Genomic DNA, 12,043 nt, shown 5'->3' with positions numbered 1-12,043 from the left:
TGAACGGGAACTCAGCGGGTAGTGAATGGGATGTGAATGGGAAGGGGCAAAGGACGGAATATGATGGTATCATTTTGCAGAGAAAAATTGGGATAGCGGGAAAAACATTGACGGATATCGCCAGCCGGATAAACTGAGAAAAATGATCCTAGTGGGAGAATGAGAAGTGAACAGACTTACCCGACTCGCCGCCACAGCCGCCATTCTGGCGTTTTTGGCCCTGACCTGCGGATTGCAGGGGGCCTACATCGACAAGATGGAAATTAAGGCTACCCAACCCGACGGAACGACGCTGGAACTCTTTGCCAGCGGTGACGAATTCCACAACTGGCTTCACGATGCCGAAGGCTTCACCATCATCCGCCATCCCCAGACCGGCTGGCTCTGCTACGCTGTGAAGGACGGGGACGACGTGGCTGCCGGGCCCCTAATAGTGGGTAACGGCGACCCCCGCGCATACGGACTTGAGCCTGGCATCAACATCAGCGAAGAGCTTTACAAACAGAGGCGCAAAGAGCGTTTCCCCATGCCAGCAGAGCGGGACGCGCCCACCACCGGAACCATCAACAACCTGGTGATCTACATCCGCTTCTCCGATGAGACGGAATTCGGCCAGCAAAACAGCGTTTATGACGGTTGGTTCAACTCTTCCACCAACTCCCAGAAAAACTACTTCCTGGAAGCCAGCTACAACCAACTGACTGTGAACACACACTTTTATCCCACCCCCTCCGGAGGATATGTGGTCTCCTGGCAGGACAGCCATCCCCGGGCTTATTACCAGCCCTACAACGCCGCCACCAATCCCACAGGCTATAGCGGAGATTATCAGCGCAGGAGCAGAGAATTCACACTGCTCCAAAACGCTACGAACGGCGTGCGCTCCCAGATACCAAGCAGCCTGAACATCGATTCCGACGGTGATGGCCGGGTTGACAACGTGGTCTATATCGTGAAAGGCGCCGCGGGAGAATGGTCCAGCCTGCTCTGGCCGCATCGCTGGTCCCTCTATGACCGCTATGTGTACATCAACGGCAAGCGGGTCTATGACTTCAACTTCCAGCTCCAGGATTTTCTGGCCAACCGCAGCGTAGGGGTTATCTGCCACGAGTTTTTCCACACCCTGGGCGCGCCCGACCTGTATCATTACGTAAGCAACGGCATCAACCCCGCCGGGAATTGGGACCTGATGGATACGAACTTTAATCCTCCCCAGCACATGACCGCTTTTATGAAATACAAATACGGCGATTGGATAGATAGCATTCCCACCCTCAGCGAGGATGGGGTTTACACTCTAAATCCGCTGACCTCGGCCACCGGACAGTGTTTCCGGATCAACTCCAATAACCCCAGCCAGTACTATGTGGTGGAGTTCCGCAAGAAGACTGGAACCTTTGAAAGCTCCCTCCCGGGTTCGGGACTGATCGTTTACAGGATCGACAACTCAGTAGAATACGGTAACGCGGACGGGCCTCCTGACGAACTCTACATCTACCGGCCGGGCGGGACGACCACTGTAAATGGAAACGTTAACACTGCAAACTTCAGCTCTGAAACCGGGCGCACGGCGATCAACTCAACAACCAATCCGACTCCCTTTTTGCAAGATGGTTCAGCCGGGAACCTCTACATCTGCGAAATTGGCTCCAGCGCTGGTAATACCATAAGTTTCCGCTTGGGCCCGCCAGTGTTCGATTTCAGCGTGAACCCTCATCTGCAGGGTTTTGACGCCACCGACTTTCCCCCTCTGGGATGGGCCAAATCCGCCGAGGCGGGAAACTATCAGTTTGAACGCGTTACCTCTGGAACAAATCCATCCTGCAGCCCCCAATCCGGAGCCGGTATGCTGCGCTACAACAGCGATATAGCCCCGGTTGGTTACTCCGCCCTGCTCATCACGCCCAGAATCGTGGTCGGCGACGCCGTCAACCACGCCCACGCGGTGAGTTTCTGGATGTACCGGGACGCGAACCAAAGCACGGCGCTGGATAAGATCGAAGTATATCTGAATACTTCAGCGAACATGAACGGTGCGCCAAGCCTGCTGGGAACAATCCATCGGGCCAGGCAGCAAGCTCCAACCGAAGCCACACCCGGATGGAAAAATTATATTTACCCCCTGCCTATAAATACTGCGGGCAGTTACTACGTTATCTTCCGGGCTGTGAGCGCTGCGGGCTACAATATGTTTCTGGACAATATCAAAGTGGCGCAGGTACCTTTCCCAACTAACTGCCTGAGCCCTACAGACCAGGCCAACCACGTTGCCACCGACTGCCAGTTCAGCTGGCAGCCCGCTTTGGGCTCCCCCACAGGATATAAGCTTTATCCGGGAACCGACAACCCTCCCACGAATCTGCTGAATGGTCAGGACCTGGGTGTTGTCACCAGTTACGAATATAGCTCCCTGCTCGCGCCGGAAACCACATATTACTGGAAAGTGGTTCCTTACAACGCCGGCGGTGAAGCCTTGGACTGTTCCATCTGGAGTTTCGGGACCCTGAGCGCCGCTCCGCCGCAGGTGGCGATCTCCGAAGGTTCAGGAGGCCTGAACCTTGTCTGGTCAGCGCTTCCGGGATATGCCGGCTATCATGTCTTTGCCAGCGATGATCCCACCAACTGGCCGGACACACCTTCTGCAACTGTCTATGAGCCCCAGTACAGCATTCCTCCGGGCACGGAGCGCCACAAATTCTACAAGGTGCAAGCGTTCACAGATTAATGGCCGCAGGAGCCATTTCTCCGATACCAGAAAAAATGCCAAGTCCACAAATCAGTTGACAAACAGCCAATTGCCAAATTTGGTGGTTTTTAAATAGAATTACTGTAAACAAGGGGAAGACATGAGATTAGCGATAGAGCAGAAAGAACTTGTCCACCACATCCAACACTTGGTGGGAATCATTTCCGCCAAGACCACCTCTCCCATTTTGACCAACTACCTGATCGAAGCAAATGCCGACAAAGGCGAGGTGAAAATCACTGCCTCCGATCTGGAACTAACCGTGGACGTGCGTTTTAACGCGGCCGTTAGCGAAGGCGGCACCATCGCCGTTTCTGCCAAGCACTTCAACGAAATCATCCAGCAGATGCCACCCACGGTTATCGACCTCTGGAAAACCGAAGACCTGCTGATGATCCAGTGCGCCAAGATCGATTTCAACATCCTCTGTGCCGACCACACCCTGTTTCCGATCCTGCCGGAACCCAAGCTTGAAAACGCCACCATCGTGAATGCCGAGACCTTCAATCGCATGATCAGCAAAACCTCCTTCGCCGTTTCCACCGATGTGAACCGCGCGGTGCTCACAGGTGTTTGCTGGAAGATTATGGAAAAGACGAACCTGATGGCCGCCACGGACGGACGCAAAGTCGCGGAGATCATTGTCCCGAACACTGCCCGGGAGAAGCAGGAAAAAGCCGAGGGCGAAGAATCTGTCTTCCAATACGCGCCTTCTGAGCAGCTGCTGGAGAAGGTGATTCCGGTGAAAACCCTGAACTTCCTGCAAAAGGTTTTCGACTCTTCCATCAAGGAAATGAAGGTGCTGATGGAACGCAACAAAATAATCTTCTCCTATGGCGCTTTCACCATCGTTTCCAATATCCTGGAGCATAAATACCCTGAGTATCAGAAAGCCTTCATGGCCGATTTGCCAAACCAGATTGTGGTGGAAAAGAAGAAACTGCAGGAATCCATCCGCCGCGTGGCTCTGGTGGCGCCGGAAGACAACAACCGCATTCGCTTTGAGATCGATTCCGAACGCTTCGAAATCAACACCAGCGACCGCGATACCGGCGACGCCAAGGAATTTGTGGAAGACTTCAAATTCACCGGCTCCGAGACCTCCATCTCCTTCAATTTCCGCTATATGCTGTCGATTCTGGATGCAATCGACACGGACATGGTCTGCATCAAGCTGGGCGGCTCCAGGGAACCGATGATGGTTTACAACGAACCGCTGCACGAAAATCAGAAGATCACTTTCCTCTTGATGCCGCTGCGGTCGTAGCGATTGATCCTGAAACAACTTAGCCTGGCCAATTTCCGCAATTACGAACAAGCCAGTTTCAGCCTCCGGCCTGAAGGAAATCTGGTGATCGCACCCAACGGCTGGGGCAAAACCAATCTGCTTGAATCCATCGCCTATTGCGGTTTGGGCAAATCCGTGCGCTTTCACCGGGATCACGAACTGAAGCGGGAAAACACAGATTTCTTCAGCGTTCGGGGCGAATTCGAGGATGACTCCGGCCTCGACCTGAAGGTGCAGATAAGTTGGCAGCAGGGCAGAAAGCTGCTGAAAATCAATGACATTCCTGTAAAGCAGCTAAGCCGGATCTTCGAAAACATAAAGGTGATCTACGCCGCTCCGGAAGACATGAACCTGGTGGGCGGATATCCCCGCTTTCGGCGCCAGTACTTCGATCTGGCCATATCCCAGATCTATCCGCCCTACATCACCACTTTGCGCGAATACCTGCACGTGGTGGAGCAGCGCAACAGCCTCTTCAAACGTCCCTACACCCGTGAGGAAAAGCTGGCCTGGGACACGAAGTTTTGCTCCCTGCTACTGGAGGTGCTTGATTACCGCAAGCGCTACCTTGAACTCGTGAACGGGGCTTTCGCGCAGCGTTATCCAGAGGTTTCCGAACAGGTGAAAGACATCCGCGTGCTTTATCTGCCCCATCTTAATGAAGACTATCCTGCCACAGCCGGGCAAATGATCGAGACCTTGGCAGTCCTGGAATCCCGGGAAAAACGCTACCAGCGAAGCCTGGCCGGGGCCCACATTGACGATTACGAATTCCGCTTGAATGGACACAACTTGAAAACTTACGGCTCCCAAGGCCAAAAACGGATCACCGTGATCATCCTCAAACTAATCCAGGCAGCCCTGATCCAGGAACTCACAGGCATCAGACCCATCCTGCTCTTCGACGATGTTTTCGCCGAGTTGGACAAGGACCATGCCCATCGCATAGCCGAATTTGTGGATTACCGCTACCAGATATTCATCGCCAGCCCCAGGGAGGACCTCTGCCTGGAATGGCCTGGCTTGCAAAGATTGGACCTTATGGAGGTTACCGCTTGAAACTGAGTAAAAGCTCCGTTGGCTGGATGTTCTATGACTTCGCGAATTCCGCTTTCACCACGGTGATGGTGACGGTGGTTTTCAGCGTGTTTTTTGTGAACAGCATCGCCGCCGGACGTCCCGAAGGTGGGGAATGGTACTGGTCTTTGGCCGTGTCGATCTCCATGACCCTGGCCGCGATCGCAGCTCCCATCCTGGGCGCGATGGCAGATTATTCCCATTCCAAAAAGAAATTCCTCTTCGTCTTCACCTACCTCACCATCGCCTCAACCGCTCTGCTCTTCTTCGCCGGAAAAGGCGATTACATCTTGGGCATGATTCTCTTTATCATCGCCAATTTCTCTTTCAACAGCGCTCTGGTCTTTTACGACGCCTTTTTGCCGGAAGTGAGTACGCCTGAGACTATTGGTAAAATCTCCGGTTTAGGCTGGGGATTGGGTTATCTGGGTGGCTTGGTTTCCCTGCTGGTAGCGCTTCTTTTGGTGAATAAAGGAGCTTACCGCTGGATCTGGCCGATGAACGCTGCGCATATTTTCCTCTTTTCACTGCTAACTTTCATCCTGCTCAAGGAAAAGAAAGTGGCCACCCCAAAAACCAATTACCTGAAAGTGGCGGTTAACCGCATCGTATTCTCCCTGAAGCATATCCGCAAAATGCCGGATCTGCTGAGCTACCTGTTCAGCTATTTCCTCTATAACGTTGGCATTTACACGGTTATAGCCTTCGCTGCCATTTTCGGCGGCAACCAGTTCAAGATGAGCCAGCAAAGCCTGATCATCTTCTTCATCATCGCGCAGGTAACCTCGGTGATCGGCGCTGTGGCCTTTGGCTGGCTTTCCGACAAATACAACGTCCGCCTCTCCCTCAGCGTCTCCATCCTTGTCTGGATCGGGGTGGTAGCCTGGGCTTTTTTCTGCACTTCGGCAAAGGAATATTACGCCTTGGGACTGGTTGCTGGACTCGCCATCGGCAGCAGCCAGGCCAACAGCCGCACCATGCTGTCGATTCTTACCCCGCTGGACCGGCAGGCTGAGTTTTTCGGCTTTTACACCCTCGTGGGCAGGATTTCAGCGATCGTTGGACCATTCGTTTACGGCAACCTAACCCGCGTGACTGGAAACCAGCGCTACGCGATAGTTTCACTAGGCGCTTTCTTTATCCTGGGCTGGTTTATTCTGCAGAAAGTGAATCTGGAACGGGGCAAATCCCTCAGCAAAACATACGAATTCAATTAACTGGAATAAAGTGACACATTATGTTGGATAACTTAACTAATCTCAGGAGAACACATTATTGCGGCGAACTCACCATCCAAAACGTGGGTGAAACGGTCACCGTGATGGGTTGGGTGAACAAACGCCGCGATTTGGGTGGCCTTATCTTCATCGATCTGCGCGACCTGAAAGGCCTGCTGCAGGTCGTGATCCGGCCTGAAGCGGAGAAGATTTTCCGCAAGGCTGAGAAACTCCGCAACGAATATGTGGTAGCTGTCACCGGCACCGTCTCAGCCCGCGATCCCCAAAACATCAATCCCAATCTGCCAACCGGTGCGATCGAGATCATCGCCACCGGCATTTTTATCCTCAACGACTGTCAGCCTCTGCCCATCCAGCTTACGGAAGTGGCAATGGCCGAAGAGGACCTGCGACTCAGCTACCGTTATCTGGACCTGCGCCGTCCCGCGCTGCAAAAGGTGATCCTAACCCGCCACCGGATCGTGAAAAGCATCCGCGACTTCCTCTGCGAAGAAGGTTTTTACGAAATCGAAACCCCCATCCTGATGAAGAGCACACCTGAAGGCGCGCGCGACTATCTGGTTCCCAGCCGGGTCCAGCCGGGCAAATTTTACGCTTTGCCGCAATCACCCCAGATGTTTAAACAACTCCTGATGATTGGCGGTTTCGACCGCTATTTCCAAATCGCACGCTGCTTCCGCGATGAGGACCTCCGGGCCGACCGCCAGCCGGAATTTACCCAACTGGACATCGAACTTAGTTTCGTTACCCAGGGACAGATTTTCGACCTTCTGGAACGCATGTTGGCCTGTCTATTCAAAGAGGTCCTGGATATCGAAATCCAACTCCCCTTCCCGCGTCTGGGCTATCAGGAGGCGATGGAGCGCTTTGGCTGCGACAAGCCTGACCTGCGCTTCGGCCTGGAATTGAAGGATCTAAGTGAAAGCCTGCGAGGATCTGAGTTCCAGGTTTTCAAAAGCGCCCTGCAAGCAGGCGGCGTGATCAAGGCCCTGGCCATCCCCGGCGGCGCCGATTACAGCCGCAAACAGCAGGACGAACTGGTGGAAGTGGCCCGCCATAACGGCGGCAAGGGCATCGCATTTGCCAAAGTGGTGGATGGCGCTCTGGAAGCCGGCATCAGCAAGTTTCTCACCCCAGCTGAGGCGAAGGACATCATCCGAATCACGGAAGCCGCATCCGGAGACCTTATCGCCATCGTGGCAGATTCTTACGATATGACGGCCAAGGTCTTGGCAGCCCTTAGAAACGAAGTGGCTATAAGGCAAAAGCTGATCCCGGAAAACCTGTTTTCTTTCGCCTGGATCACCGATTTCCCGCTTTTCGCCTACAATGATGAAGAGCAGCGCTGGGAGCCGGCCCACCACATGTTCTCCCTGCCCCGTGAGGAACACATTCCCTGGCTGGACCAGCCTGAAAAATACGGCCAAATCATCGGCCAACTCTACGATCTGGTCTGCAACGGCATGGAGCTTTCCTCCGGCAGCATCCGCTGCCACCGCTACGACCTGCAGAAAAAGATTTTCGACATCCTGGGCTTCAGCGAAGATGAACTTAAGGAACGCTTCGGCTTCTTCCTGGAAGCCCTCAAATACGGGACCCCGCCTCATGGCGGCATTGCGCCAGGGATAGACCGTTTGGTGATGATCATGACCGGAGCTGAATCCATCCGCGACGTGATCGCCTTTCCCAAAACCCTGAAGGCAGCGGACCTCATGAGCGGCGCGCCTTCTGAGGTGCCCGAAATCCAATGGAAAGAGTTGCATCTAAAGCCTGGAGAATAGCGGTCCTTACCAGCGGACATGGCCGCGGCTCCAATCTGCGTGCGCTGTACAAGGCTTTTACCAAGAACAGCTTGCCGCTGAAGATAGCCTTTGCCACTGCTTCGAGCGGCAAAGCTCCGGTTGTGCAGCTCTGTTCTGATCTGGGATTGCCCTGCCATATACTTAATCCGCGCTGCCAGGAGACCCTTGAAAACCGGCTGCTGGAGCTTTGCCTTGAGGAACGGATCGAACTGATTGCCCTGGCCGGTTTCATGAAGCTGCTCTCCCCCGCTTTTCTTGACCGGACCGGAATTCCGGTGCTGAACATCCATCCCGCTTTACTGCCCAAATATGGAGGACAGGGGATGTACGGCATCAGGGTACACGAGGCTGTTTTCGACGCCGGAGAGCGCTTTTCCGGCGCCACCGTGCATCTGGTTGACCCTATATATGACCACGGCGAAATCATTGCCCAGGGGCAGGTTGACATCTCGGACTGCCATTCGCCGGAAGCTATCGCCGCCAAGGTCCTGGAGATCGAGCACGGAATCTACGCCCGGGCGATTTACAGGTTCCTGCGTCGGAAATTCACATGATCCGCGTCGCCATAGCCACGCTGGGCTGTAAAACCAACGCCTATGAATCCGCTGTCATCGCGGCCCAGTTCCCGCTTGGCGAATACAGCGCCGTTCCCTTCTCAGACGAAGCCGATGTTTATATCATCAACACCTGCACGGTAACAGGAAGGACAGATTTCAAGAGCCGCAACCTTATCCGTAAGGCTCTGGCCCGCAAAGCCCAAAACCCCGCCGTGAAGATCGTGGTGACCGGCTGCTTTGCCCAGCGCAACCCTGATGAGATCAGGGACCTGGGACCAATAGACCTAATCGTGGACAACCAGAACAAGCCCGATATCGCCCATTTTCTCAATGCGACAGACAACTGCTTTCAGGACATAATGCTCTGTCGGGATTTCGCTTACCGTTCCGTGACCCGGATGGTCGAGCACAGCCGCGCCTTCCAGAAAATACAGGATGGTTGCGATTTCCGCTGCGCCTACTGCGCGGTGCCTTACGGACGCGGAAACAGCCGTTCCGCCAGCTTTGCCGATGTGCTTGGCCAAGCCCGGCTTTTCGTGGCCAACGGATACCGCGAGATCGTGCTCGGTGGAGTCAATTTGGGCTTTTACAGAGATGGAACCCACGGCCTGGCTGAGGTTGTGGAAGCCCTGCAGGAGCTCGATAGACTTGATCTCGTCCGCCTCAGTTCGCTCGAGCCAATGCTCTTTACCCCTGAGTTGATAGAGAGAATCAGCCGTTGCGACAAACTCTGCCCCCACTTCCACATCCCTCTTCAAAGCGGTTGCGACAGCGTGCTGGAGCGCATGGGCAGACATTATCAAACCTCTGAATTCAAGGAACTGATCGCCAGCATTCTGCAAACCTGGCCGGACGCGGCAATTGGGCTCGACGTGATCGCGGGTTTCCCTTCCGAAACGGAAGCCGAGTTCCAAATCACCCTGGATCTCCTCTCCGAGCTCGACATCGCCTATCTGCACGCCTTTACGTTTTCCCGTCGTTGGGGCACCCCCGCGGACACCCTGCCGGGCCAGATCCCGAATCTGGTCAAAAACCGCCGGGTGAAGCAGCTTACAGCTTTGAGCGATGCAAAGAAGCGAGCTTACACCCAGATGCTGCTGGAAAGCAAAACTCCTCTCCGCGGCGTCTGCGAAAAGGTTGCCAATGGCCTTGCCACCTGTCTTTCCGACCATTTCATCCGCGCCTACGCTGCCGGCGATTATACTCCTGGCTCCCTGTTGAAGGGCATCCCCAGCAAGTTATGGGAGGATGGGCTGCTGCTGGAACCCACGCCCGGCCAAATCTGAACCGTTTCAGCCCAACAGCCCTCAAACCCTTTTTCCAAACAGCGGCGGAGCCGTCACAAGGGATAATTGTCTTGACAAAATCCCGGCTCCAAAAGTTGATGCTTTCACTTGTGGCGAGATAGCTCAGCCGGTAGAGCAGAGGCCTGAAAAGCCTTGTGTCCCCAGTTCAATTCTGGGTCTCGCCACCAGTAACTTTCAGGCGCTTGATGAAAGCGCTTTTTTTGTTTGGGGACTTGACGAAAACTTTGGGGCTCAAGTTCAATTGGAGTAGGGGGAAGCACTGGAATGACGGACAGTCCTGATCTTCAGAGCTACCTGCTGGCGTCGAGCGAGGGACGAGCATCGACGACAGCAGCAACTCCTGTAGTCCAAGCTCACGGGCTCGCTGGACGCCAGGCCCCCGATTTGGTAGGAAGCTTTATTCAGCCACCACAAGCCTGGCAGTGGCGGTTTTGCCGTTACCAGGATTCAGGCTGATAAGGTAAATCCCGGCGGGCAAACGGTCCAGAGCCTCTTTGGAGAGATCAAAGCCTTGCCCTTTGTGATGCCTGCTGGCCCTGCCGGAATACAGCTCCTGTCCCTTGATGTTGAACAGCCTGACCTCACAATGTTCGCTTTTCAGCGGCGGCGCGCCTTCATAGCTGAGTGTGACTACATCCCCTGTCCTGGCCGGATTGGGGAACACCCTGAGCCGTTCCGGAGCCCCGACTGCAGGCGTGAGATAGTCTTCAACCCCGACGGTTGTATCCTCAAGCTCGGCATTGCCTCCATAAACCCAAACATAACCATTGAAATTGCCGCTTGGCCAGGGATCGTATTCATGTGATGCGGCTATGGCTATGTCGTCATAACCATCGGCATTGAAATCTCCGGTTACCAGGCTATAGCCGTAGTTCTCATACCCCGGGTTGTACTGTATATAATCAGCAGTTCCGTTGACATTTTGTTTGCCCAGCCAGACCGCGAACCCGCTCCCAAATTTCGCTCCAACCGCGTCTTCGTAACCATCGTTATTGAAATCGCCATGCTCCAGCGAGCGTTGAAACTCTCCGCCATACCAAGGCGGGTCCATATCAAAATCAGGCACAGCGTAGTTGATGTTCGTTCCACCCAGCCAGGCATGCATCCCCTCATCAGTAATGTATCCCATGAAGTCGTCATAACCGTCGCCATTCATGTCCCCCAGGGGTTTGCTGCCCCTGGAGACGCCATACTGGCAATAGATAAGCGTTATCGGATTATCAATATTCCCGGCAGCATTGCCATAATAAAGACGGATCAGGTTGTGGGTTGGATTTGTGGCCGGAGTGGCAAATGCCGTGGTAAAATCAGCGTAGCCATCGTTGTTGATGTCACCGATGCCATGGATTGAACATGAGTAAGAATAACTTGCTTCTCCATTAGAAACAACTTTTTCTTGAAATGACCCTCCATATATAATTGACTGTCTAATCTGATAGGAAGGATAATGCATGTAATCGAATCCCATGTCTTCGCAACCATCACCGTTAAAATCCCCTAACCGATACACCCAACCAAACTGATAGACGCTACCAAATAGTTCTATCACATAATCAGGATTATCCAGATTGGCGGTGCCTCCGTAGAAAAAGAGCAGTTTTTTATAACTCTCGTTCCAGGATATGTGGTCTTCTACGTACACACAGAGATCATCAAAGCCATCTCCACTGACATCTCCAACCCTGAAGATACCTTTTATTTGTCTGCCAACCCTTGTACTATCGTAAGTGCCTTCATAAGTTAATGCTGGAGAAGTGTTAGAGTTGAATCCATTGGTTCCAAAATATATATAGAGCTTTCCATGTCCTCTATGTATTGTCCCAGGGTAAATGTAACCGTAACCTGATGAACATATTGCCAAATCGTCATATCCATCATGGTTAAAATCCAAAGAAACCATTGAGCGTCCAAAACTAGACTGATGATGCTCTCCCTGAAAGAAAGCAACGATGGGCATATCGTTGACTGCATAAATGAGGCTCAGAGGCATGAACGGCAGGATCAGGAGAATCGCAAATCGTAACTTTC

The 12,043-nt window shown here is 53.5% G+C and carries 8 protein-coding genes and 1 tRNA gene; 8 read left to right on the top strand and 1 reads right to left on the bottom strand.

Annotation, left to right across the window (positions count from 1 at the left end):
* The first annotated feature begins 166 nt into the window (after window positions 1–166).
* The 8 genes from GX466_02075 to GX466_02040 all read left to right on the top strand — a co-directional run bounded on the left by GX466_02075 (window position 167) and on the right by GX466_02040 (window position 10,182).
* Window positions 167–2,725 (top strand): M6 family metalloprotease domain-containing protein, encoded by a 2,559-nt coding sequence (locus tag GX466_02075; protein NLH92996.1) that lies wholly within the window; start codon window positions 167–169, stop codon window positions 2,723–2,725.
* A 121-nt stretch (window positions 2,726–2,846) separates the two neighbouring features.
* Window positions 2,847–4,013 carry a DNA polymerase III subunit beta gene (dnaN, locus tag GX466_02070; protein ID NLH92995.1) on the top strand — a complete coding sequence of 389 codons (1,167 nt, stop codon included), beginning with the start codon at window positions 2,847–2,849 and terminating at the stop codon, window positions 4,011–4,013.
* 3 nt (window positions 4,014–4,016) lie between these two features.
* Window positions 4,017–5,093 carry a DNA replication and repair protein RecF gene (gene recF, locus GX466_02065; protein NLH92994.1) on the top strand — a complete coding sequence of 359 codons (1,077 nt, stop codon included), beginning with the start codon at window positions 4,017–4,019 and terminating at the stop codon, window positions 5,091–5,093.
* Window positions 5,090–6,328 (top strand): MFS transporter, encoded by a 1,239-nt coding sequence (locus GX466_02060; protein ID NLH92993.1) that lies wholly within the window; start codon window positions 5,090–5,092, stop codon window positions 6,326–6,328. Before recF ends, GX466_02060 begins: the two co-directional genes overlap by 4 nt.
* A gap of 20 nt (window positions 6,329–6,348) precedes the next feature.
* A complete protein-coding gene (gene aspS / locus GX466_02055; GenBank protein NLH92992.1) occupies window positions 6,349–8,130 on the top strand; it encodes an aspartate--tRNA ligase in 1,782 nt (593 codons plus the stop codon).
* Window positions 8,097–8,705, top strand: coding sequence for a phosphoribosylglycinamide formyltransferase (locus GX466_02050; protein ID NLH92991.1), 609 nt, complete (start codon window positions 8,097–8,099; stop codon window positions 8,703–8,705). Before aspS ends, GX466_02050 begins: the two co-directional genes overlap by 34 nt.
* Window positions 8,702–9,994 (top strand): tRNA (N(6)-L-threonylcarbamoyladenosine(37)-C(2))-methylthiotransferase MtaB, encoded by a 1,293-nt coding sequence (gene mtaB / locus GX466_02045; protein NLH92990.1) that lies wholly within the window; start codon window positions 8,702–8,704, stop codon window positions 9,992–9,994. Before GX466_02050 ends, mtaB begins: the two co-directional genes overlap by 4 nt.
* Window positions 9,995–10,106: 112 nt before the next feature.
* Window positions 10,107–10,182 (top strand) — tRNA-Phe (locus GX466_02040).
* 230 nt (window positions 10,183–10,412) lie between these two features.
* On the opposite strand, the gene GX466_02035 is transcribed toward GX466_02040, so the two are convergent.
* Window positions 10,413–12,043 (bottom strand): T9SS type A sorting domain-containing protein (locus GX466_02035; protein ID NLH92989.1); only part of this gene is annotated, 1,631 nt, incomplete at its 5' end.

Source organism: Candidatus Cloacimonadota bacterium (assembly GCA_012516855.1).
GTDB lineage: Bacteria > Cloacimonadota > Cloacimonadia > Cloacimonadales > Cloacimonadaceae > Syntrophosphaera.
Note: the sequence above shows the minus strand (reverse complement) of the source record. Positions and strands in the feature narration are given on the sequence as shown.

What these genes read in the sequence shown, in the direction of transcription:
- dnaN (NLH92995.1), top strand. Translation starts at nt 2,847, where the DNA reads ATGAGATTAGCGATAGAGCAGAAAGAACTTGTCCACCACATCCAACAC.
- aspS (NLH92992.1), top strand. Translation starts at nt 6,349, where the DNA reads ATGTTGGATAACTTAACTAATCTCAGGAGAACACATTATTGCGGCGAA.
- GX466_02050 (NLH92991.1), top strand. Translation starts at nt 8,097, where the DNA reads ATGGAAAGAGTTGCATCTAAAGCCTGGAGAATAGCGGTCCTTACCAGC.
- mtaB (NLH92990.1), top strand. Translation starts at nt 8,702, where the DNA reads ATGATCCGCGTCGCCATAGCCACGCTGGGCTGTAAAACCAACGCCTAT.